The sequence below is a fragment of the Margalitia sp. FSL K6-0131 genome (genome assembly GCF_038008735.1).
Taxonomy (GTDB): Bacteria; Bacillota; Bacilli; order Bacillales; family Bacillaceae_C; genus Margalitia; species Margalitia shackletonii.
In genome coordinates, this window is record NZ_JBBOZS010000001.1 from 2,735,508 (window position 1) to 2,757,870 (window position 22,363).

At 36.8% G+C, this 22,363-nt stretch carries 23 protein-coding genes and 1 riboswitch; of the genes, 6 read left to right on the plus strand and 17 right to left on the minus strand.

The features are described 5' to 3' along the window. Positions 1-9: 9 nt before the first annotated feature. The gene (locus NSQ59_RS13360) at positions 10-591 is read right to left on the minus strand and encodes a TetR/AcrR family transcriptional regulator (RefSeq protein WP_055739825.1); all 582 of its coding nucleotides are present in this window, start codon (positions 589-591) and stop codon (positions 10-12) included. 271 nt (positions 592-862) lie between these two features. Here NSQ59_RS13360 and NSQ59_RS13365 point away from each other — a divergent pair, with 271 nt between their 5' ends. Then, positions 863-2,095, plus strand: a complete 1,233-nt coding sequence (locus tag NSQ59_RS13365) for an MFS transporter (RefSeq protein ID WP_445669208.1) — start codon at positions 863-865, stop codon at positions 2,093-2,095. Between the two features lie 513 nt (positions 2,096-2,608). Here the strand turns inward: NSQ59_RS13365 and NSQ59_RS13370 are convergent. The 8 genes from NSQ59_RS13370 to NSQ59_RS13405 all read right to left on the minus strand — a co-directional run bounded on the left by NSQ59_RS13370 (position 2,609) and on the right by NSQ59_RS13405 (position 10,744). Further along, positions 2,609-3,889, minus strand: coding sequence for an MFS transporter (locus NSQ59_RS13370; protein WP_340831657.1), 1,281 nt, complete (start codon positions 3,887-3,889; stop codon positions 2,609-2,611). Between the two features lie 158 nt (positions 3,890-4,047). Then, complete coding sequence (gene rbsB / locus NSQ59_RS13375) at positions 4,048-4,965, minus strand: ribose ABC transporter substrate-binding protein RbsB (RefSeq protein WP_340831660.1); 918 nt, start codon at positions 4,963-4,965, stop codon at positions 4,048-4,050. Between the two features lie 12 nt (positions 4,966-4,977). Further along, positions 4,978-5,949: a ribose ABC transporter permease RbsC gene (gene rbsC, locus NSQ59_RS13380; RefSeq protein WP_340831662.1), complete on the minus strand. Its 972-nt coding sequence runs from the start codon at positions 5,947-5,949 to the stop codon at positions 4,978-4,980. A gap of 1 nt (position 5,950) precedes the next feature. After that, positions 5,951-7,432, minus strand: coding sequence for a sugar ABC transporter ATP-binding protein (locus NSQ59_RS13385; RefSeq protein ID WP_340831665.1), 1,482 nt, complete (start codon positions 7,430-7,432; stop codon positions 5,951-5,953). Positions 7,433-7,447: 15 nt separating this feature from the next. Further along, positions 7,448-7,843 carry a D-ribose pyranase gene (gene rbsD / locus NSQ59_RS13390; protein WP_126649647.1) on the minus strand — a complete coding sequence of 132 codons (396 nt, stop codon included), beginning with the start codon at positions 7,841-7,843 and terminating at the stop codon, positions 7,448-7,450. Next, positions 7,840-8,724, minus strand: a complete 885-nt coding sequence (gene rbsK, locus NSQ59_RS13395) for a ribokinase (protein ID WP_340831667.1) — start codon at positions 8,722-8,724, stop codon at positions 7,840-7,842. The genes rbsD and rbsK overlap by 4 nt, the downstream gene beginning before the upstream one ends. Continuing rightward, positions 8,717-9,706, minus strand: a complete 990-nt coding sequence (locus NSQ59_RS13400) for a LacI family DNA-binding transcriptional regulator (RefSeq protein ID WP_055741224.1) — start codon at positions 9,704-9,706, stop codon at positions 8,717-8,719. Before NSQ59_RS13400 ends, rbsK begins: the two co-directional genes overlap by 8 nt. Before the next feature lie 120 nt (positions 9,707-9,826). Beyond that, positions 9,827-10,744 carry an MBL fold metallo-hydrolase gene (locus tag NSQ59_RS13405; protein WP_340831669.1) on the minus strand — a complete coding sequence of 306 codons (918 nt, stop codon included), beginning with the start codon at positions 10,742-10,744 and terminating at the stop codon, positions 9,827-9,829. Between the two features lie 191 nt (positions 10,745-10,935). Beyond that, positions 10,936-11,037, plus strand: a riboswitch (purine riboswitch). A gap of 81 nt (positions 11,038-11,118) precedes the next feature. On the opposite strand from NSQ59_RS13405, the gene NSQ59_RS13410 reads away from it, so the two are divergent. Further along, positions 11,119-11,694 (plus strand): xanthine phosphoribosyltransferase, encoded by a 576-nt coding sequence (locus NSQ59_RS13410; RefSeq protein ID WP_055739832.1) that lies wholly within the window; start codon positions 11,119-11,121, stop codon positions 11,692-11,694. Positions 11,695-11,707: 13 nt separating this feature from the next. Continuing rightward, complete coding sequence (locus NSQ59_RS13415) at positions 11,708-13,024, plus strand: nucleobase:cation symporter-2 family protein (RefSeq protein ID WP_083489324.1); 1,317 nt, start codon at positions 11,708-11,710, stop codon at positions 13,022-13,024. 124 nt (positions 13,025-13,148) lie between these two features. Here the strand turns inward: NSQ59_RS13415 and NSQ59_RS13420 are convergent, their stop codons facing one another. Continuing rightward, positions 13,149-13,982 carry an SDR family NAD(P)-dependent oxidoreductase gene (locus NSQ59_RS13420; protein ID WP_340831673.1) on the minus strand — a complete coding sequence of 278 codons (834 nt, stop codon included), beginning with the start codon at positions 13,980-13,982 and terminating at the stop codon, positions 13,149-13,151. A gap of 101 nt (positions 13,983-14,083) precedes the next feature. On the opposite strand from NSQ59_RS13420, the gene NSQ59_RS13425 reads away from it, so the two are divergent. Then, positions 14,084-15,055 (plus strand): helix-turn-helix transcriptional regulator, encoded by a 972-nt coding sequence (locus tag NSQ59_RS13425; RefSeq protein ID WP_340831675.1) that lies wholly within the window; start codon positions 14,084-14,086, stop codon positions 15,053-15,055. A gap of 70 nt (positions 15,056-15,125) precedes the next feature. Here the strand turns inward: NSQ59_RS13425 and NSQ59_RS13430 are convergent, their stop codons facing one another. The 5 genes from NSQ59_RS13430 to NSQ59_RS13445 form a co-directional block, all read right to left on the minus strand. Then, a complete protein-coding gene (locus tag NSQ59_RS13430; protein ID WP_340831677.1) occupies positions 15,126-16,655 on the minus strand; it encodes a glycosyltransferase family 2 protein in 1,530 nt (509 codons plus the stop codon). 343 nt (positions 16,656-16,998) lie between these two features. Beyond that, positions 16,999-17,514: a GNAT family N-acetyltransferase gene (locus tag NSQ59_RS13435; RefSeq protein WP_340831678.1), complete on the minus strand. Its 516-nt coding sequence runs from the start codon at positions 17,512-17,514 to the stop codon at positions 16,999-17,001. Between the two features lie 176 nt (positions 17,515-17,690). Beyond that, positions 17,691-18,209 carry a YfiT family bacillithiol transferase gene (locus NSQ59_RS13440; protein WP_340831679.1) on the minus strand — a complete coding sequence of 173 codons (519 nt, stop codon included), beginning with the start codon at positions 18,207-18,209 and terminating at the stop codon, positions 17,691-17,693. Between the two features lie 25 nt (positions 18,210-18,234). After that, a complete protein-coding gene (locus NSQ59_RS27925; protein WP_445669209.1) occupies positions 18,235-18,330 on the minus strand; it encodes a hypothetical protein in 96 nt (31 codons plus the stop codon). Next, the gene (locus tag NSQ59_RS13445; protein ID WP_340831680.1) at positions 18,297-18,629 is read right to left on the minus strand and encodes a C40 family peptidase; all 333 of its coding nucleotides are present in this window, start codon (positions 18,627-18,629) and stop codon (positions 18,297-18,299) included. The genes NSQ59_RS27925 and NSQ59_RS13445 overlap by 34 nt, the downstream gene beginning before the upstream one ends. Before the next feature lie 273 nt (positions 18,630-18,902). Here NSQ59_RS13445 and NSQ59_RS13450 point away from each other — a divergent pair, with 273 nt between their 5' ends. Continuing rightward, positions 18,903-19,838 (plus strand): RNA polymerase sigma factor, encoded by a 936-nt coding sequence (locus tag NSQ59_RS13450; RefSeq protein WP_340831682.1) that lies wholly within the window; start codon positions 18,903-18,905, stop codon positions 19,836-19,838. A gap of 46 nt (positions 19,839-19,884) precedes the next feature. Here the strand turns inward: NSQ59_RS13450 and NSQ59_RS13455 are convergent, their stop codons facing one another. Beyond that, positions 19,885-20,595, minus strand: coding sequence for a type 1 glutamine amidotransferase (locus NSQ59_RS13455; RefSeq protein WP_340831684.1), 711 nt, complete (start codon positions 20,593-20,595; stop codon positions 19,885-19,887). A 477-nt stretch (positions 20,596-21,072) separates the two neighbouring features. Here NSQ59_RS13455 and NSQ59_RS13460 point away from each other — a divergent pair, with 477 nt between their 5' ends. Beyond that, a complete protein-coding gene (locus tag NSQ59_RS13460; RefSeq protein WP_340831686.1) occupies positions 21,073-21,216 on the plus strand; it encodes a hypothetical protein in 144 nt (47 codons plus the stop codon). 728 nt (positions 21,217-21,944) lie between these two features. Here the strand turns inward: NSQ59_RS13460 and NSQ59_RS13465 are convergent. Then, positions 21,945-22,280, minus strand: a complete 336-nt coding sequence (locus NSQ59_RS13465; RefSeq protein WP_340831688.1) for a hypothetical protein — start codon at positions 22,278-22,280, stop codon at positions 21,945-21,947. Positions 22,281-22,363: the final 83 nt, after the last annotated feature.

Consider the following 22,363-nt stretch of genomic DNA (forward strand, 5'->3'; position numbering starts at 1 on the left):
GGGCAGAAATTATTTTAATAATGATAATATCATTTCTACAGTATTCTCTATAAATGAACGCTCTGGACGGGATTTCATTAACACGGTAAGTCCGATTAGTGAAACGACTAGTGTCTGTGCTAACATTTTAGCATTTAGATTGCTATCGAGTTCACCTGATTTAATTCCTACTGCAATCGTTTCTTGGAATATGACCGAAAGATACATCTGATGTTCCCTAGTAAGGATTTCAAATTTTTCATCATGAGAAGCAAGTTCAACCATTGTATTAATACAAAAACATCCCTTACTTGGACTTTCTTTATATTCTTCTTCCACCCACTCTTCAAAAAATGTTCGGAATGCTTCCTTTACAGATTGAGGGTTTTGAAGTTTTTTTCGAATATTGGAGGCATGTAACTTTGAATATTTGCGTAACGCAGTTTCAAATAATTCCTCTTTGTCTCCAAAAGCTGAGTATAAGCTTGGTCGTTGTATGCCCATTTTGTTTGTCAGATCATTTAATGACGTACCCTTGTACCCTTTCTCCCAAAATATCCGCATAGCATCATCTAATGCTCTTTCCTTATCAAATTCACGTTGTCGAACCATAATAATCCCTCTTTTCAAAAAATTGCCTACAGGAAATTAATCTTACTCTTGCGAATTTGAGTAATTGGATTATCCTCCCTTTATGTACCGAATAGTATATTATAATCATATTTAAACAAAGTAAATTAGTCAAATTGTAATTGTTTTATCGAGATATAAATATCCGTATTAACAACTTGACATTAAAAATTATCTATAGTTATATTTATTAAGAATCATTTTGTACTGAACGGTATATTATACTGTTAGGTACATAAAGGGGATGTTAATAATGGAGAAAGTTAAAGAAAAAGCAACAATGATTGCCAAACCTAAAGATGATCAGTTGCAATCAGGTTCCAGAACAACCATGTCGCGCTATTTGGCGCTGTTGTTTGCTATCGCTTGTGGGATGGCTGTTGCAAATATATACTTCGCACACCCGTTGCTTGATGCTTTATCATATGAGTTCAAAATCGATCATTCAACTATTGGCATTATCATTACAATCACCCAAATCTGCTATGCACTTGGATTACTCTTTCTAGTTCCACTAGGTGATTTATTGAACCAACGGAGACTGATTATTGGCCAAATGCTATTATCAGTTGCTGGTCTTGTTATTATTGGTTTGGCTCCCACGAGTACTGTACTTTTTATAGGGATGGCAGTGGTAGGAATGCTTGCTACCGTAACACAAACACTCGTCGCATACGCATCCACATTGTCTTCTCCAGCAGAGCGTGGAAGTATAGTAGGTTTCGTTACCAGTGGAGTTGTGATCGGAATTCTTCTGGCACGAGTATTCGCAGGGGTATTGACAGATATAGGTAGTTGGCGTCTAGTCTATCTTACCTCTGCCGCACTCATGCTTTTCGTCGTATGTTTATTAAACTGGAAATTACCGAATTATACGGATAATCAATCATCGATGTCCTATCCAGAGCTATTGCGTTCCGTCTTTTTCTTTTTCATACAAGAAAGGATTCTACTGGTTCGCGGTATACTGGCACTACTAATTTTTATTTCTTTCAGTATTCTGTGGACTTCATTGGTACTGCCTCTTAGCTCGGCACCTTATTCTCTTCCACACACTGCCATTGGAGCATTTGGTCTTGTTGGAGTGGCCGGAGCATTAGCTGCTACTCGAGCTGGACGGATGGCAGATCAAGGATTGGGGCAGCGAACAACAGGTATAGCCCTAACTTTATTGTTAATATCCTGGTTTTTAATTAGCCTTATCCATTACTCCTTGTTCGTTTTGATTATTGGTATTATTCTTCTTGACCTTGCTGTGCAAGCCGTACACGTCACTAACCAAAGTATGATTTTTACAGTACTTCTTGAAGCAAGAAGTCGACTTACCGCTGCTTACATGGTTTTTTATTCTATAGGCAGTGCAACAGGTTCAATTGCTTCAACCAACATATACGCAATTTTTGGATGGAATGGAGTTTGTATATTAGGTGCAGCTGTCAGTGCTTTTGCTCTATTGTTTTGGGTAATAACGTCCCGTCAGAAATAAGATATTTTTGTTTTTCTATGGTTCAGTTGACCCTGTTAGTTTGCTGTACGAATGGGTGTTTAGTGCAATAAAAAGTTGAAATGGAAATGACCGGAATTCCATATGAAAGGAATTCGGTCATTTCTATTTCCTACTATTTCCACTTTTTTAAATTAATGAAGAGCTTCATAAAGCTTTGCCTACGAGAAACTAAAAACAATTTATTGTTCCCTTTATCTTTATGTATGTGCGCCATGTTGGAGTTTTTGTTCCCTAGATTCCAATGAATATGCCTTTTCTGTAATTCAATGCGACCTGCTTCTTTTTATGTGCCCTTTCACTTCAAGAATGTACCTCATGTTGGATTTTATGTCCCCCACATTCTAGTTAATGTGCGCTTTCCGCAATTCAATATGCCCAGCTTCATCTATATGTGTTTGTTCCCTGCCCTTCATTTCGTTCCCTTATATAAGTTTCATCCTACATAAAAAAGATCTACTTTGATTACAAGTAGATCCAGCATTGTATCGTAAATTATATTTCATTAGAACGAAGGGTTGTTTCCTTTGTTTGCACTTCGCTGCTAGATTCCTTAATGAGGATCCCACCAAAAATCGCAAACAGTGAAAAAATCACCGGTATAAAGAAGCCATAGTGATACCCAACCGAACTTGATGCATGTTGAAAATGATCCAGTACCTTTCCGAATATGGTTGGTAGTAATACAGCACTTAAAAATCCGCCGGTATTGGCAAACCCTGATACCACACCAACCTCTTTAATATCAAATGACTTCCGAACCACTGCAAATGTCAAAGCACTTGCCCCGTTTCCATATCCTATAATGAGAAATAGAGCTATTAGCATCACGTAAGGAGGCTTTCCATTAAATAAAAGGAAGGAAAACCAGCTTAAAAAGATAATAATTTGTACGACTATATATGGTTTTTTATTGGATTTTAAGCGACTGGAAATCCAGGTCGTAACAGGTGCTCCGATAATCGCACCAATAAGACCAATCATAATGAGCTGACTGGCACCTGACCGCGTCATTCCGTAAACGGACATTCCATAAGGAACCGCCCATGATCCTATAAAGCCAACATATGTACCGACAATCCCAAAATGGCATAAAAAGGTTGCCCATGCTTGCCGGCTCGAAACGAGGCGGCGTAAAATGGTGAACGTTTTTTCTCGTTTTGAATGTTCGTTGACTGACACATTCTTGGCAGATTCCCATTTCTTTGGTTTTTGTACAAGTACAAAATAAAGTAATATGCCTGTCAGAATAATTAGAATCCCAAATGTCAAAAACGGTTTTCTCCAGCCAAAGGCAGCAATCATACTGGAGAATGGGACAGTTGCCATAATGGAACCAAAGCTTCCTGACATCCCGGCCCAGCCAAGTAATCCGACAAATTCATTTACTTTAAACCACTGACTTAAGATTAGAACCAAGTTGATCCAAATGGTTGCATCTCCTAGTCCTACCAGTAATCTGGCAGCAAAAAGCACTGCTTCATTAGGCGCTATACTATAAAATAAAGTCCCAATACCATTCAATAATGTACCTGCGATGAGAAATCGATTTGGTCCAAACCGATCTGACAAAATGCCAATTGGAATTTGCAAACCGGCATATGCTAGAAATTGAATACTCGTTAAAGCACCAATAGTTGATGCTGTAATGTGAAACTCCTTCATTAATTGATCAGAAATAAGGCCTGGAGCAGTTCTTTGACTAACAATGATAAAATATGAAAACAAGACGGTAGCAAAAACAACCCAGCGGTACTTGCTATTTTGTTTATCCAATGATCTCTTCTCCTGTTGTCTTTTTCCCCTATTATAATCCATTTTTTTGATATTTAGGGTGGCTAATTAAATTGAATGCGCTTTCTTACGAAATTTTTTTCATATGTTTTGGAGAGACAAAAAAATCCCCCGTGTTAACCAAGCACGGGGGGATACGATTATTTTTTCGTCACCAGTTTTAAAGGTGCAGGAATGTATTTTTTTACTTTCTTCCCTTTTAGTACATCTCCTGCAGCGTTAACCGCCAACTTACCGATAAGTTCGGGTTGTTGGGCTACAGTAGCATTTAATTTTCCGTCTTTAATAGATTTAAGTGCATCGTCATTTCCGTCAAAGCCAACGACGACGATATTTTTACCAGAACTATTAATCGCTTCTAGAGCTCCTAAAGCCATTTCGTCGTTTTGTGCAAATACCGCCTTTATATCCGGATGACCTTGAATCAGATTTTCCATTACATTAAGTCCTTCCGTACGGTCAAAATGAGCAGATTGACTTTCCACTACTTGCAGCTCTTTGTCCGCAATCTGATGGAATCCTTTTCCTCTTTCACGTGTAGCGGAAGCACCTGGAACACCTTGCAATTCTACTACTTTGGCATTTTTTTCGACTTGATCAATGATAAAATTCGCGGCCATTTTTCCCCCTTTAATATTATCAGAGGCAACCAATGTTTCTACTTTCCCTTTATCCGAAGAACGGTCAAGAGTGATAACAGGAACTCCTACTTCATTAGCAGATTGAACTGCTGTTGAAATGGCAGCTGAGTCGGTCGGGTTAATTAATAATACATCCACACCCTGCTGCAATAAATCTTGAACATCATTCACTTGCTTTGCCGAATCATTTTGTGCATCCACAACGGTTACATGCATTCCTTTTGCTTTCGCTTCCTTCATAACACCATCTTTAAGCGATACGAAGAATGGATTATTTAATGTAGAGACAGATAATCCTATTTTAATATTTTTTAAGTTATGCTTTTCTGCAGGTTTTGCCCAATTTGGCGGTTCCATAGAACATGCTCCAAGTAAAACAAGAGATACGGTCATTACTAATAAAATTAATCTTTTCATCATTCATCCCTCCTATGCTGCTTTTTTACGATCTAGTAAGACTGCAATTAAGATGACAATTCCTTTTACGACCATTTGATAAAAGGATGATACGCCCAAAAGATTCAAACCATTATTTAAAGTACCGATAATTAATGCACCAATCAGTGTACCGAATATTTTTCCGCGGCCGCCTGATAAGCTTGTCCCGCCTAAAACAACCGCTGCAATGGCATCCAATTCATAGGAAGTACCAGCAGTTGGCTGAGCTGAATCAAGTCGGGATGTTAAAATGGCGCCCGCTAATGCAGAAAGAACTCCTGCCAATGAATAGATCATCACTTTCACTTTTGTGACTTTAATTCCGGAAATCATAGCTGCCTTCTCATTTCCGCCAATCGCATATGTTTTACGGCCAAAAGAGGTTTTGTGAAGGATAAGATATAATATTACAAATGCAATAATCATCGTAATGGCAGGCACCGGTATCCCAAATTGGTAGCCCCGTCCAAATAGCTGAAACAAACGGCTGTTACTTAATCCAGTAATAGGGTTCCCGTCTGTATATACGAGGGTAAGTCCACGAAAAACGGTCATCGTTGCTAATGTTGCAATAAATGGAGCCATCTTTCCTTTTGTAATCAACAAACCATTAACCATTCCCATTACTCCGCCTAATAGCGATCCGATAATAATAGCTAAGATAGGATCTAATCCTGATACCATCATGCAGGCCATAAGTGCACTTGACAAAGCTAATATCGAGCCGACAGATAAATCAATCCCGCCTGTTAATATAACAAATGTCATCCCGAACGCAATTAGCGCATTAATCGCAATTTGTCTTAATAGATTTAAAATATTTAATGGTTGAAGAAAACTTGGATTTAAAATAGAAACGATAATGACAATGATAATAAATCCTAGTAGCGGACCGAGTTTTTGCATTACATTACTTACATGATTGACACGTACTGTCGATTTCTCCTCACTGACTGCTTTCATCTTACTGACCTCCCGTTGCTAATGTCATGATTCTTTCTTGCGTTGCCTCTTCTTTCTTTAACTCTCCGCTGATTTTGCCTTCATGAACGACATATATTCGGTCGCTCATTCCGAGAATTTCCGGAAGCTCCGAGGAAACCATAATGATGGCCACCCCTCGCTGAGTTAGTTCATTCATCAATTCATAAATTTCTCTTTTTGCCCCAACATCCACACCTCGTGTTGGTTCATCCATAATCAAAACCTTTGGAGCAATTCCTACCCATTTTGCGATAACAACCTTTTGCTGATTCCCGCCTGAAAGACTTCCAACTCTCGTAGAGGCTGTCTCTGTTTTTACCGTTAATCGTTTAATCAGCATATTGACAAACTCACGTTCACTTTTTTCTTGCATAAATCCTTTTGGAGCAAAGCTTTTTAAGCTAGGCAATACCATATTTTCAGTGATGGAAAAATCTAAAATGAGCCCTTCATCCTTTCGATCCTCTGTTATGAATCCGATGCCGAGATTAATAGCTTGATGAGGCTTTTTGATAGATACCTTATTTCCATCCATCCAAATTTCACCTGAATCTAGTGAATCTAAACCGAATATGGCTCTCATAATCTCCGTTCTTCCGGAACCCATTAAGCCTGAAAAACCAATAATTTCACCTGACTTTACGGAAAAATCGACATTTTCAAAAACACCGCTTCGCGATAAATTCTTTACCTCAAAAATGGTTTTGCCTAAGGCTGGATTTCGTTCAGGATATCTTTCTGTCAGCTCCCGTCCAACCATTTTTCGTACCACTTCATCAAAGCTGGTTTCGGGAATTTTTTTTGTATCAACTGTTTTTCCATCTCTCATGACCGTAATTCGATCACATATTGTAAAAATTTCTTCCATACGATGGGAAATATAAACAATGGAAACGCCTTCTTTTTTCAGTGCAGCAATTACTTCAAATAACTTTTGAATTTCCCTTTCCGTAAGTGCAGCAGTCGGCTCGTCCATAATAATAACTTTCGCATCTGTCAATAAAGCTTTAGCGATTTCAATCATTTGCTGCTGGCCAACGGAACATTGACCTGCTTCTTTATCCAATGGGATTGAAACGGATAATTTCTCAAATTGTTCCTTTGCTAGCGTTTTCATTTCTTGCATTTTTAAAAAGCCAAATGCGTTTTTTCGTTCTTTCCCGATAAATAGATTTTCCAAAACGGTCATATCCGGCCAAATATTCAATTCCTGATGAATAAAGGTTATACCGGACTCCTCGGCAACTTTTGGATTACTGTAGCTTGTTTCCTTGCCGTCAATCATAATGCTTCCTTGATCCATTTTATGTAAACCAGTAAGAATATTCATAAGCGTTGATTTCCCTGCGCCATTTTCTCCCATCAGTGCATGGACTTCTCCTTGTTGAAGCTCAAAGTTAACACCGGTTAATACTTGATTGGCGCCAAAAGTTTTATGAATATTCCGCATAGAGATTTTCATTGGTTTCACCCCTTTTTAAAAAATAACCCCTGCCTGTAAAATACAATTAGCATATGGTGTAGCTTCACCGGTTCGAATAACCGCCTTTGCATTTCTAGTTAGATCTTTTAATGTTTCGTGGGATACCTTTTCCTTTAAAACTTTCGGAAAGTGTTTATTCATAAATTGATAGGTTGCAGGATTTTGTGTTTCCATTTCACTCGCAATGACAATCTTTTCAATTACCATGTCATCCGCGATGACAGATACAACCTCTTTAAAACTAGGAGTTCCTAGCTTTAAAGATAAGTCAATTTTGAGAACGCCTTCCGGAATGGGTAATCCTGCGTCGGCAATGACAATCTGATCTGTATGCCCAAGATCCGTTAATATTTTTGAAATATGACTATTTAACATTCCATGTCGTTTCATGCTTGTAATTTCCTCTCTACCTCATCTCTTGTTGGCATCCCGCCTTGTGCCCCAAACTTCGTAACCGAAAGGGATGCTGCGCGATTAGCGAACTGTAAGCTTTCTTTCACGCTTTTTCCTTCCGACAATGCAACGGCAAATGCAGCATTAAAAGTATCACCGGCACCTGTTGTATCCACTGCCTCCACTTTATATGAAGGGACAAGAACTTCCTTTTCCCCGTCGAAATATCGAACTCCCCGTTTTCCTTCTGTAATAAAAAGCTTGTTTGGATATTTTTTCAGTGCTTCATCTTTTGTCAAACCCTTAAATAAGATGGTGACCTCATGTTCATTTGGCGTAAGATAGGCAGCTTTTTCAATCACATTTTGACTAATTTCCCTTGCAGGTGCAGGGTTTAATAATAAAGGAACTTGAAAGCTATGACACAGTTCAGCGACATATTCAACGGTTTCCTCCGGTATTTCCTGCTGGATCAAGACGATATCGGCAGCTTGAATCACATCTTTTGCTTTATCAATATAGTCAGGAGTCAGCAAGTCATTTGCCCCTTTTACGACGATGATACTGTTGTCACCTTCTGCAAGAATGATGTGTGCTGTTCCGGTATCATAATATGTAACCGGTTCCACATAATCGATGCGAACATTATTTTTCTTAAAATTATCTAAAATGGCTTTCCCGTAATTGTCCTTTCCAACGCATCCAATCATCAAAACATCTGCACCTAATCTAGCTGCTGCAACGGCTTGATTCGCTCCTTTTCCTCCAGGAACCGTTTTAAAGGAATCCCCAATAATGGTTTCCCCTGCACTAGGTCGTTTCGCAGCAGAAACGACCAAATCCATGGAAGAACTCCCAATTACGACTAGTTTAGACATAATCATCAACCTTTCTAGTTGTACTTCTTTCGATGAATGTAACAGGTAATTGTATACTATTTTCTTTCATTTGATTATTCTTCATTAATTTCATTAATAATTTTGCAGCTTCTCTGCCCATTTCATAAGCAGGCTGTCGTATCGTTGATAAAGGCGGAAATAACAAGCTGCTGTGGGGAATATCATCAAACCCGATAATTTGTATATCATTTGGAATCGACTTTCCCATTCGCAATGCTTCATGTATAACCGCTGTTGCAACAATATCGTTACTTGCGATTACTCCGTCGGTATCTTCATATTTGCCGAAAAGCTCTTTTGCCCATTTTTCCGCTTCTGTAAAGGAAAAAGAAGACGTTGACATCACATAAAAATCAACTTCTGAAGCACTTAAAACTTCAAGAGAGCCTTTAAATCGATCTTGTGCCGTTTGTATATGCGAAGGTCCTTTAATCAAAGTGATTCGTCTGCTTCCCCTTTTTAACATTTCCATTGCAGCAATCCGTCCGCCTTCTTTGCCATCTGCATATACAGAAGGAAGACTGGAAGATGTTCGATCAAGAAAAACAACCGGGATGGATAAATCCTGATAGGTTGCTTTACTTAATTGATTGGTCATAGAAATGATTCCGATGACATTATTTTGCTGAAAGGTTTGAATATAATCCTGTTCTTTCTCCGCGTTTTCATCCGTATTTCCAAAGATTAAGCGGAAATCATGCAATCGCAATTCATCCTCCACTCCCCGCGCTAACAATGGGAAAAATGGGTTTGTTATATCTGGGAGCAATAACCCGATTAACTTAGATTTTCGTGTATAAAGGGAACGCGCCACTTCGTTTGGACTATAATTTAGCTTTTCTATTGCTGAGGTAACAGCCTTTTTCGTATCTTCATGCACGTAACCGGTTTCATTTAACACCCGGGAAACCGTCGCGACGGATACTCCTGCTTCTTTCGCTACATCTCGTATTGTTGCCAGCTCTATCACCCCTATATATGTAACCGATTACATACTAAGAATAGCACAGTCCATCTTTTATGACAATCCTAATTAAAAGGAAAATTTTAAAAAAAGCTAGGAGAAATGTTAATCATTATTTCAAATAGTCAACGTTTCCCCCAATTTTAGAATCGCTAAAGACGATTTATCTATTTCTTGCTTTTCCCATGCATCCATTAAACGATCTAATGCTTCTTTCGGAGTATCATCTGCCAAACGAAAAGCACCATAATGCATAGGAATAAACACTTTTGCCTGTACATCTAAAAATACCTGAACAGCTTCTTCAGGATTTATATGTTGAGCAGACATAAACCATTCCGGTTCATATGCGCCAATTGGGATTAATGCATAGTCAATCTTGAATTTTTCCCCAATTTCCTTAAAACCATCAAAATATCCGCTATCCCCTGCAAAATAGATAGTCTTCCCTCTACCTTCCAACACCCATCCTCCCCAATGGGAAGTATTCGTATCCGTTAAGGTTCTCTTTGTCCAGTGTTTGGAAGGAACGAACGTAAATGTAACGTTTTTAATGGTGGTTGAGTCCCACCAGTTAAATTCTTTCACAGGTGAAAATTTTCTTCTCTCTAAAAAGTTTTTTAGTCCAACTGGAGCTAAAAATACCGGGTTTCCTTTCAACTTCCTTAAAGAAGGAATATCCAAGTGATCATAATGGCTGTGTGAGATTAAAACCACATCCATTTCCGGCATTTGTTCAGGATTCAAGCCAGGTTCAGCAAGTCTAATATCAAACCCCATTCTCTTAGCCCAAACAATATCCGTTACAATATTTAACCCGTTCATTTGAATCAGAAAGGATGAATGCCCAATCCAAGTGATGGTAGTGTCTTCCCTATTCTTTTGCAGATAAGTATCCTTTTTATCCTCTTCTTGCGGAACGACATAAGACAAATCCTTTATCTTTTTTCGGCGCTCCCTTTGCCATCGCATCAATCTTCTAAAGGAATTGACGTTTCTATCGCCATTTGGATTTGTATATCTTGTTCTTGCCATAGTTGATATCCTCCATGAAAGCAGAATATTTTCGTTACTATTAATATTATCGAAAAGTTAAATGAAATCAAATAAATAAGCGTTTACAACAATTCACCTTATTTCCTAATAATACTATCTGAATTATATAGAAAATTCGTTTTCTGCAAAAAAACTCTTTTCAAAAGAGGGATTTTGTCTTATACTAATCAAAAAACACGAATGATTCATCTCGTATAATCGCAGAGATACGGTCTGCAAGTTTCTACCGGTCCACCGTAAATGGACTGACTACGAGTGAAAGTTTATTTGACGTGGTGTATGTATGACCTCGTAGAAACTTTTCACTTGTAAAAGTTTTCTACGAGGTCTTTTATTTTTCTCGGAGGTGCAGCATGCAAAGTCTAAAAGAAAAAATTATCTCAGAAGGACGAGTCATTTCAGACGGAGTATTAAAAGTCGATTCTTTTCTAAATCATCAAATTGATCCGCAACTAACATTTGATATGGGAAAAGAGTTTGCTTCTTATTTTAAAAACAAGAATGTGACGAAAGTGTTGACTCTAGAATCATCCGGAATCCCTCCGGCTCTTACAACAGCGATGGAATTAGGAGTTCCAATGGTATTCGCGAAAAAACAAAAGCCGATGACCATGAAGGGCGATGTTTGGGTAGAAAGAGTATTCTCTTTTACGAAACAAATAGAAAATGAGATTCATATCGGTAAATCTTTTCTTTCTACCGATGACAAAGTACTCATCATTGATGATTTTTTGGCACACGGTGAAGCAGCGCTTGGACTTGCATCCATTGTCAAACAGGCAGGTGCTGAAGTTGTGGGAATCGGAATTGTCATCGAAAAATCGTTTCAAGAAGGCGGCAGGAAGCTGAAAGATGCAGGCTTCGATGTTTTATCCCTTGCAAGAATCAAAAGCCTTACCAATCATACAGTTGAATTCATAGAAGATTAAAGGAGAGGTCAACGTGAAGAAGAAATTAGGTTTTTGGAAATTTGGAGCGCTTGGTTTCCAGCACGTGCTCGCTATGTATGCAGGTGCAGTGGTAGTGCCGTTAATTGTTGGCCCAGCTATCGGAATGACTGCTGAGCAATTAACGTATTTAATCTCTATCGATTTATTTTGCTGCGGAGTCGCTTCCCTGCTTCAAGTCGTTGGCGGAAAATATTTCGGTATTAAACTGCCGATATTATTGGGATGTGCTTTCCAAGCAGTCGGTCCGATGATTGCTATCGGAAAAACTTCCGGGATTACGGCCATATATGGAGCGATTATTGTTTCTGGTATCGTTGTATTTATTTTAGCGCAATTCATGGATAAAATTGTAAAGTTTTTCCCGCCAGTCGTTACAGGATCAGTAGTTACCATAATCGGTGCATCTTTGATTAGTGCGGCATTTGGAGATATTACAGGTACAGCAAATACACCTGGGTATGCAAGCGGAACAAATCTTTTATTAGCAACCATTACATTTGTGTCTATCGTTATTATGAATAAATTTTTCAAAGGCTATTTAAAAATGATTTCCATTCTGCTTTCCCTAATTCTTGGCACAGTGGTTGCATCCTTTATGGGACTTGTTGATTACTCTGTTGTCGGTAAAGCATCATGGTTCCATATGGTGCACCCATTCCGCTTTGGAGCTCCAACCTTCCATATATCTGCTATTCTTAGTATGGTTCTAGTTGGAATCGTCAGTATGATTGAATCAACAGGAGTATTCTTTGCATTAGGTGATATCGTTGGGAAAAAAATTGAAGGAAAAGATGTTAAGCTAGGACTTCGTTCTGAGGGTCTTGCTCAGGTTATCGGCGGTATTTTTCAAGCCTTCCCATACACAACTTATTCCCAAAACGTTGGGTTAGTCGCTCTAACTGGAGTAAAATCTCGTAAAGTTGTATTCTCTGCTTGTGTAATTATTATGGCTCTTGGCCTTTTACCTAAAGTAGCAGCTCTTACTACCATTATTCCAAATCCGGTATTAGGCGGTGCGATGATTCCAATGTTTGGTATGGTGGTTGCCTCTGGTGTACGCCAACTTGCACAAGTTGATTTTAACAGAATTGAAAACATGTTCATCATCGCTTCTTCTATTGCGATTGGAGTAGGTATTTCTATCGCTCCAGATGTACTTTCTAAGCTTCCTGAATCCATTCGTTTGATTCTTGGCAGCGGAATTGTATCTGGCAGCATTGTAGCGATTGTTTTAAACCTTGTCTTCAACGGTCTAAAAGGACAAGAAACGAAAAAAGTGAAACAAGAAAAAGCACAGCTTGCAAGTTAAGCATATTTTGAGGTACACATTCTATGTGTGCCACTTTTTTTATGAAAGCAAAGTCAGTTTGAATAAGACGGAAAAGGATTTAGGATTCATCCTTTTCCACCGAATTTTCTCTGGAAACCATCATTTATATTGAAAACGGTGGGATATATCGCCCATCTATATCGGTAAACTGATATTCTTTGGCTAAATCACCTGCTTTTAATACTAGTCCTGTTTTTTTCATGACATCTGGGTCCTTTGCTAACGCTGCTATTCCACGTCCAACATAATAAGGAGTTTCGGTAAACCTTAATTCTTCGGACTCTTGCCAATGTTCCTCATCTGATCCATGGTGCTTCAACACCAGCTCCGTTCTCATAAATCCGGGAGAAACGGCAAGAACAGCAATATTGTCCTGCTGTAATTCAATTGAAAGACTATAAGCCATACGAATTAATGCATTTTTCGCTAAATCGTAATAAAACTGACCAGTATATTTGTTATCGTCCCAAAAGGTTGTGTGAATAATGAGGGCTTGTGTATTTTCACGGAGTAAAGGAATCGCAAAATGATTTGTCGCTAATTGAGCCCGAACACCGGCAGTAAACATAGTATCCCAATGCTCTAATGGCAATTCCCAAAATGCCCCTCCTTCTACACCTAGATCATGCGCTCCCCACACATTATTAATCAGAATATCTAGTTTCCCCTGCTCCTTCCGAACTTGCTGAATGACAGCTTCTGTTTCCGAATCGTTTCGATGATCACAACGAATCGCAATACCCTTTCCTCCATAAGCTTCGATTTGTTTAACGGTATCATCTATCGTTCCCGGCCAATTATTAGTGGAATTTCCTTTCGTGCTCCGCCCGGTTACATATACCGTTGCTCCGGCTTTTCCTAATTCAACAGCAATTGCCCGACCAGCTCCCCTGCTTCCTCCTGTGACTAATGCAACTTTTCCAGTTAATGGTTTCATTTATTTCATCCTTTCCTAATAAGATATTTTCATTGTACATTGCATTTCTTGACATCTAATGTCATATTTAAATAAAAAAAATAAAAGTGCAGGTGAATTGGATGAGAGGAGATCGCTTGATATCCATTCTTTTGTTATTACAATCACAAGAGCGGATAACAGCAAAAGAATTAGCAGAGAAGCTAGAAGTTTCTGAACGAACCATATATAGAGATATGGAAGCTTTAAGCGGTATAGGTATTCCGGTTTTTGCGGATCGCGGTAAAAAGGGCGGATGGTCATTACTAGAAGGATTTCAAACAGATTTGACCGGATTAAAAGAATCGGAAATACATGCTCTACTTGTTTCTCCTTCTGCCCAATTATTGGATGATTTAGATTTAGGCAGGACATCTGATGATGCTAGAAATAAATTGATCGCTTCTCTTCCTTTACAATATCGTGAAAACGCAAAAGAGGTATGGAATCGCATTCATATTGATACAAATACATGGAGAAAACAAAAAGAAAAAATAGTATCCTTTGAAATCCTAAAAAATGCCATATGGAAAGAAAATAAGTTAAAAATCGAATATACTCGTGCCGATGGAAAAACAGATGAGCGGATTGTGGAACCTCTTGGGCTGGTTGCGAAGGGCGACAGATGGTACTTTATTGCCTCCAAAGAAAATGGTGAAATTCGAAATTATCGGGCTTCACGTATTCAATATGCAATGCCTATAAAGGAAACTTTCGAAATACCAAAAAACTTTAACCTTGCACATTACTGGAATTCCTCAACACAAGCCTTTTTAGAGAATTTACCTATTTACGAAGTACATGCAGAGGTCGCAGAGTCTATCTTACCGAGATTAACATTTACAGGTTATTTTGTACGTATAAATGAAATCGGAACCCGAACGAATGATGAGTGGATTCCAGTTAAGCTATCTTTTGATACAGAGGATGAAGCCAAGAGATATGTCCTTGGATTTGCTGACAAAATAAAGGTGATTAAACCAATTGAACTGCAAAATAAGATACTTAAAATGGCTGAATCTACAGTAGAATTTTATAAACGGACCCTTCAGTAGTATGGAGAAAATGACACATTACATTGGCTTTTATATAAAATTTTGTGAACTCTATAAGAAATGAAATACTCTACTGCCCCTTTATTTTCAACCCGACGTTTGAATATTTGGTTTGATAAAAAATATAGTCCCTATTTTGAAAACATCGTTTGGATTGTTTCGTATCTATCTTGCGGATATTGATTTTCATATAATCATTAAAACGTAAATAAATGGAATAATGGGATGGCGGCAAATGTTTCAGTAATGCCAGATCAATGATCACTCTACCATTTCCGTCTTCTTCCATTTCCACTTCAAAATGGTGCTCAAAAAGGACATCCTTTGAGTTTCGGATGATAATGTCGGTTATGGATACCATATTGGTCCCATAAACCTTAAAATGAAGGGTATATTTATTTTCAAGGGTGCTGTCTTCTTTTACTAAAGCAAACATAGGCAATTTTATATATCTAAATGGCTCATCAAGAAATGGCACTTTAACATATGGGAGATTATCTTTAATATGAATCTCCTTTATCTTTTCTTTTTTGTTCCATTCCAAAAGCTTTACAAGCTCCTTATATTTTCTATTTTGAAATAATTCATACACCACTTTATTTAATGGTTCTGAAAAATTCTCCGAAAACTCATACCTAAGGAACCTTGCCGTTTTTAACACTCTTCGAAAGGTATAATAATAAATGAATTTGAGTCTTGTCCTCTGAAAATGAGGCGTGTTAAAAAATCTTGAAATCGAATCAAATTCATACAAACGATTTAAAATCATTTTTTCATTTTCCACATCTAAATTCTTCTTTATAACATATTGGATAACTTTCAAATTACAATTAGTCTTTTGAAGGATATTGGTCTGATTCGTTAACCGGTCGCTGTTATCCACTCGATTTAAATAATAGATGGGAGCTGTTGTCGTAGATATCGATCTAGAAGCTGTTAATACATCAATAAAAAACTGTTTATCCTCGGCAAATTTCATCTCCGGAAAATATATTTTATTTGTTTTCAGTAAATCTGTCCTGCACATTCTCGCTCTCGGTCCTAAATGTTGAAAAATATGAGGGATGGAGTATGGAGACACGTTTCTTCTCTCTTTACATGATTCATGTTCCCCCACTATTTTCGTACCATTTTGCTGTACCTCGATTGTTTTGCCAACGATATAGTCATCATTTGTTTCTTCTAAAATATTGAAAAGGATTTCCAGTCCATTTGGTTCCAGCCAGTCATCCGCATCTAAAAAGGTAATGTATTTCGCTGTGGATAATTCAATTCCGATGTTTCTCGGATGCCCCGGTGTTCCTGTATTGCCTTTTAATAAGACACTCTTAATAGTAGGAAACTTAAAGGAATACTCTAGAAGTATCTCCCTGGAGCTGTCCTTCGAGCAATCATCCACTAAAATATATTCAATATTATCGATTCCCAATGTTTGAGAAATAACAGATTCAATGGTTTTCCGTAAATATTTTTCCGCATTATAGACTGGGGTTATAACGGTAACTTTAGGCTTGCTATTGGGATTTTCTATTTTATTATCAACGATAGTATAGTTTTTCTTTTTAAAATCCTTTTTTTTGAACTTTATTGGATTAATCATAAATTCTCACATCAACTTTCCTCTTCTTAGCTTCTAAATTATTTCTGAACTAAAAAGAGGAAAAATATTCATATTTATACAAGGATTTATTATAAAGAAGGAGAATAGATTATAAACAATATTTCATTTTTAGGAGGAAATATGAAATTAGATTTCAAAAAGAAAAAAATCCAGTTGAAATATAAGGAACAGTTTCAAAATAAACAGACGAAAAAGCATTCAAAAGAAATATTCATAACTGTCTGTTTGCTGTTCATCTTGCTGCTGTTGTACATATTGTTCAAAGACAAATTGTTTCAGCACTCGCCTGTACGCATTATGAGGAAGATTTCATAAAGGGAATTCATCCTCTTATCCTTTTTTGATATTTGCTATGACTATCTGTTTCACCAATATAATCAAATCCATTTTTTTGATAAAAATGATTTAGTTTTGTGTTATGTGACACACAATCTAATTTTAAATACTTTTTATCTGTTTGGATATTATCTTTTATCCATTGAATAATGGCCATTCCAATACCTTTTCCCATTTTGCGCGGTGCAACTGCCAACCTATGTAAATACAGTGAATTTTGAACTTCTTCTGGTCCGAAGATATGTATATCCCACTCACTTTGTGTTGGGGAAAGCGTAAACGTACCAATTAGTTCAGTGCCTTCCAATACCTTGTAAGTAAACTGGTTAGAAATAGCTAGACTGATTTCTTCATCATCGCCTCCTTCTAACAGATACTGCCATTGATCAATATTCTTACTTTTTATCCACTGTGCAGTTTCTTTCAGTAAGTAAATGATTTGCTTAGAATCTGAATCGGATGCAAGTTTTATGGTTAATCCGCCTGGTAAAATAGTATCCATCTAATTTCTCTCCCCTTAAATAGTTACTCTATTAAAAATCCCTCTTCATCTAAATCAAAGCTATAATACTTACAAACTTGTTTTTCCAGCCAATTTTCCAATGGTAAAACCCATGCACGAAACTTCATGTATTCCCTAATTCCTGTACTGGCACAAATTTCATTTATTAAATTATCCTACCAACCCATTCTCCTGCATAATGAGGTAATATGTGCGAGATGATGCTTACCATGCCAAGCATACAGTCCTATATTTTTTTCAATAGAAACCTCGCCTAATTCTGGATGGATAAATGTTCTTGCAAGATCGTACTTGTTTAAATTTCTTAATAGATATCCCCACCGTTGATGCAAAGATTCCAATAAATGTAGGGAAATTTCTACAGGTAGAGAATAATCTGTAAGCTCCGCCCATTTTCCTTCTTCATAAGGTTTTATGGTAGGTTTTTCCTCCGTCAGCGCTAATTTCATTCTGACATAAGCATTCAAATGACTATCTGCAATATGATGCACCACTTGCCGAACGGTCCATCCCCCTTCTCGATAAGGTGTATCTAACTGATTATCATTTAATTCTTTAACTTCCTCATGTAATTGCTTAGGTAAGTCTTCTATCTCTATTATCCAGTTATTGATCACCATTTGGTTTATCTCACCATCATATTGAAATGTTCCTATTGGATATTTTTCATCCATTGATATTCCTCCACAAAATGATTTTTTATATAATTCTTCTTGCAAGTACAAACTTAGAACTCCACGCCTTATCAATTTTTGTAATGGTCACTTTGTTTTCCGGGCGAAACGTATGCAGCATTCTGCCTTTTCCAATATAGAGGGCAACATGTCCGATTTTTGATATATTGCAAGTTTATGCTTTCTTTTCCTTGTGGTAAAAAACAGCAAATCACCTTTCTGTAATTGTTTTGGTGAAATGCGTGTTCCAATTAATGATTGCTGACGGGAATTTCTTGGCAAGGAAATCCCATGAACCATAAAAATATGTTGAATAAATGAACTGCAGTCAAACATATCCGTTCTATATGAAGGAGCATCAAATACATAAGGTACTCCAAGAAAGGTATGTCCTGTTTTTATAATTTTGCTTGCTTTCATTCGATCCACTCACTAACTGTTTTACATATTACATTCTTGAATGATCGTAAGTGATTGTACAAGTTCCTATAAAAACGTGCATTTTTAAATAGTTCCACATATATAAATACTGTATTTATCTTGTAAATCCTTTAAAAATACAGCCAGTTTTTTATTAATATACTATGAACTGATATTTCCCCTAAATTTTTTATAATATTTTTAAATTCAGAGTATAATTATCTTACTGACATTCGTTATACATAAGAATAACCATTAAAGGAGGATAAATTTTTGACGGAGAAACTAATAACTAATTTTTATGAACCATCTCGTGAGCTACATCAAAAATTCGATCATGTGATTGGAGAATTTGGAGAAGGTTTATGGAGCTATTGCCGTTATCTAACAGGGTCCCCTTGGGACGGAGAAGACCTGTACCAGGAAACAATGCTTAAGGTTTTGGGAGGACTGTATCAAAGGTGGCACCCTACAAATCTTAAATCCTATTTATATCGAATCGCTACCAACACATGGATTGATCATTGCCGCAGAGAGAAACGAAATGTCTGCAGCTTATTAGAAGAACATGCACCCACAGAGGAATTTACAGACCATTTAGATGTGGCAGAGGCATTAGAAGAGCTTTTTCAACTATTTACCCCAAGGCAAACAGCGGTATTTTTACTAACGGAAGTTTTTCAGTTTCGAGCTGACGAGGTTGCAAGTATAGTAAAAACAACACCAGGCGCAGTGTATGCAACTATCCGCAGAATGAGGGAAAAATTAAAGAATCGACCAAGAGTTTTCAAAGCGGAGAAAAATACGGATTATCATAAGAACGAAGTAATTAAAGCTTATTTAAAAGCGTTCAATCATGGGGATATGGAAGGGATACTCGCTCTAATAAGTGATCAAGTGCATTATGAAGCTGCATTAGGATTTATTGAAGTGACTAAGGATGAAATTAGGAATGGTTCGATGTCGCACGGATTACCCGGCCATAAAGCAAAGGAATTTATTTTATGGGGAAAAGCCGTTATTGTTGTTCTTGCAGACTCTGATAAAGGTCCGGTAGTCCATGATATTCAGTATCAGGAAGTAGAAAATAATCAAATCGTGTATCACCGAAGCTATTTCTTTCGAAAAGAATTTATTATTGCTGCGTCCAAAGAGCTCGGTTTAAATCCACAGTTAATAAAAGAACCATTCATCAATTGGGAAAGCTAGACGAAAACCAGTGCAATATTGCAATTGCACTGGTTTTTATTCTGAATCAAACTTCTAGTTTCATAATCCCCTTCTCTATATTATTGAGTATGGTAAATAATAATGTTTTTGCACCAATTAAATTAGAATGCTTATCAATCCACTCACTTGGGCCTTGACAGTATTTCCCTGCAAACACTTGGCCCTCTGCATCCTTTTTATATCCGTGAATCATTTCATTTGTAAATTCTGGATGAAACTGTATCCCAATCACTCGATCCCCATAAGAAAATGCCTGATTCGTGCAGCCACCGCTTGTAGCGAGTCGAACTGCACCTTCGGGAAGATCAAAGGTATCCCCATGATGCTCAAACGCCACTATTTCTTTCGGAAGACCCTCTAAGAATGGAGAAGACAATGCCTCGTCCGTTAATGAAATTGGCCACCAGCCGATTTCTTGATGGGAATGCGGATATACCTTGCTTCCAAGCACATTAGCTAACAATTGCACCCCCAAGCAAATGCCTAGGACCCATTTATGGCAATCAATAGCTTCACGAATAAATTTTTTTTCTGTTACTAGCCATGGAAATTCCTCTTCATCATATGCCCCCATTCTTCCGCCAAGAATAATAAGTAAATCAAAGCTATTCAATGGTGGAAGAGTTTCGTTTTCATACATTTTGGTACAAGTTAACGTATGATTTTTATCATGAATCCATTTGTTTATATATCCTAAGGTAACGATAGGATCATTTTGAATGTAGTGAATTCTCATGCGTTTCTCCCCTTCTTCGTCCAAAAAATATACATTTACTGAATTGATTTTATCGTAAACCTCCCGCAAATTCATCCTGAATTTTTAAAAATTTTATCTTGAGCTAGCGTAATCGCTTGAAAGGGTGGTGCAAAAAATCAAATCAGGGAAAATACATCATTTTGAACAATTGTAGATTTAGAATAAAGATTGAAAAAACTCTCTTTTCTTCCTTATACAACAGCATTAAAAAACCGTTATTTTAATTGATCAAAAGGACGGTTCTTGGTTTGATTAACTATCAATTTTTATAATAAAGTTTGATCATTACTTATTGGACTAAAACATCGGTTAGTTGAACGATGAACTTTAATTCATTGTATGGTCTTGAGTTCATTACTCTCGGCTATACATGTATAAAGTCTTTATTAACTTGTTGAATAATAGTTCTTCTTCTGATGATACTAGTAAAAAAACTGTTAATAAAGGTGAGTATGGATGAAATATGAAATAAAAAAGGTTTTGAAATGGTTCATTATCATTAATATCGCAAACGCAATTATTGCTGCAATAATTGGTCAAGTTCAAACTGAATATTTGATAAAAAAAATAAACAAAAATACAGATAAAAATAATCAATAGTTCTTATCATAGAATTCGAAAACAGTACGTCTTCCATTTCACATAAAGGTTTAAGAGCCCATTAAAGATTTTTACTATATTCAATTAAACTCCGTTTGTTGAATATAGGTAAAAATCTTTTGTTCAGCTGCACTAAATTGGTCCATACTTAATTATAAATTAAACCTATTATTATCCCTGCAATAAGCATAAGGACAAAACTCCCAAATAAAAAATATCCTAAATAACTAATCCTCTTTGGAAACTTGCTTGTATCAAAACTATTTCTGTTGTATACTCCACCAGCTTCAATCCTAATCACACCCCTTTATGTGAGTAATATTATTACCATCTATTAACAAATTCTAAAAGTTTATATAAGATTCCTTTTAACCTCCCCTTTACTTCAATAAGAAAATAGCATCCCTCATAAAAGGAATGCCGCTACTTGAAGAATAATTCTGAACAATCTTTTTTTATTTATGCAGTCTTGAACGCTTATCATCACTTGTCATAGTTATGAAATTGAGAATTAGTAGGTAGATGGACATTTTTCAAATTCACCTATGAGGTGCTAAATGAAAATTCAGTTCAAGCAATTCAAAGAGATGATTTTGTTTAAAGAGAAGGATGCCCGTTTTAAAAAAAACTAATAAATAAAATCAACATTTAATACATACCCTTTGGATTTCCTTCTCAAGAATCATTTAATTTGAAAAGAAATTTTATTTGAGGCCATAAGAAACTAATCAATCCATAGTTTCTATTTCATCTTCTTCGTCATGTTCCTCGCTAAATATATAAAAAATCGCAGAAATTCCATCTCTCATAGCTTCATCGAAGCATTCTAGCAATTCATCATCTTCTTCAGTCTCACCTATATACATATCTCGACTGGTTATAAATTGTTCCTCAATGCTTATTACTTTCCAATCTTGATTACTAAGGTAGTTTTTAGCTCTATTCAAAGCTAATTTCATACTTATAGATTTAACCCAACAGTTTACAATTGCACCCACACATTCTTCTTTTTCTGGATTATCTATATCAGGAATTACCTCTAATTGAATTAAATAAATGGTCATAGTGCCCCCGAAAAGTTTGTCATTTGCTTATCCTAAACTCAATTTAATCAAAATACAACAAAAATAATTACTATATTTCTTCT

Excerpts from the sequence above, each read along its gene's own strand:
- NSQ59_RS13360 (WP_055739825.1), bottom strand. The coding sequence starts at position 591 with ATGGTTCGACAACGTGAATTTGATAAGGAAAGAGCATTAGATGATGCT.
- NSQ59_RS13365 (WP_445669208.1), top strand. The coding sequence starts at position 863 with ATGGAGAAAGTTAAAGAAAAAGCAACAATGATTGCCAAACCTAAAGAT.
- rbsB (WP_340831660.1), bottom strand. The coding sequence starts at position 4,965 with ATGAAAAGATTAATTTTATTAGTAATGACCGTATCTCTTGTTTTACTT.
- rbsC (WP_340831662.1), bottom strand. The coding sequence starts at position 5,949 with ATGAAAGCAGTCAGTGAGGAGAAATCGACAGTACGTGTCAATCATGTA.
- NSQ59_RS13385 (WP_340831665.1), bottom strand. The coding sequence starts at position 7,432 with ATGAAAATCTCTATGCGGAATATTCATAAAACTTTTGGCGCCAATCAA.
- rbsD (WP_126649647.1), bottom strand. The coding sequence starts at position 7,843 with ATGAAACGACATGGAATGTTAAATAGTCATATTTCAAAAATATTAACG.
- rbsK (WP_340831667.1), bottom strand. The coding sequence starts at position 8,724 with ATGTCTAAACTAGTCGTAATTGGGAGTTCTTCCATGGATTTGGTCGTT.
- NSQ59_RS13405 (WP_340831669.1), bottom strand. The coding sequence starts at position 10,744 with ATGGCAAGAACAAGATATACAAATCCAAATGGCGATAGAAACGTCAAT.
- NSQ59_RS13410 (WP_055739832.1), top strand. The coding sequence starts at position 11,119 with ATGCAAAGTCTAAAAGAAAAAATTATCTCAGAAGGACGAGTCATTTCA.
- NSQ59_RS13420 (WP_340831673.1), bottom strand. The coding sequence starts at position 13,982 with ATGAAACCATTAACTGGAAAAGTTGCATTAGTCACAGGAGGAAGCAGG.
- NSQ59_RS13425 (WP_340831675.1), top strand. The coding sequence starts at position 14,084 with ATGAGAGGAGATCGCTTGATATCCATTCTTTTGTTATTACAATCACAA.
- NSQ59_RS13430 (WP_340831677.1), bottom strand. The coding sequence starts at position 16,655 with ATGATTAATCCAATAAAGTTCAAAAAAAAGGATTTTAAAAAGAAAAAC.
- NSQ59_RS13435 (WP_340831678.1), bottom strand. The coding sequence starts at position 17,514 with ATGGATACTATTTTACCAGGCGGATTAACCATAAAACTTGCATCCGAT.
- NSQ59_RS13440 (WP_340831679.1), bottom strand. The coding sequence starts at position 18,209 with ATGGATGAAAAATATCCAATAGGAACATTTCAATATGATGGTGAGATA.
- NSQ59_RS27925 (WP_445669209.1), bottom strand. The coding sequence starts at position 18,330 with ATGCTGCATACGTTTCGCCCGGAAAACAAAGTGACCATTACAAAAATT.
- NSQ59_RS13445 (WP_340831680.1), bottom strand. The coding sequence starts at position 18,629 with ATGAAAGCAAGCAAAATTATAAAAACAGGACATACCTTTCTTGGAGTA.
- NSQ59_RS13455 (WP_340831684.1), bottom strand. The coding sequence starts at position 20,595 with ATGAGAATTCACTACATTCAAAATGATCCTATCGTTACCTTAGGATAT.
- NSQ59_RS13460 (WP_340831686.1), top strand. The coding sequence starts at position 21,073 with ATGAAATATGAAATAAAAAAGGTTTTGAAATGGTTCATTATCATTAAT.
- NSQ59_RS13465 (WP_340831688.1), bottom strand. The coding sequence starts at position 22,280 with ATGACCATTTATTTAATTCAATTAGAGGTAATTCCTGATATAGATAAT.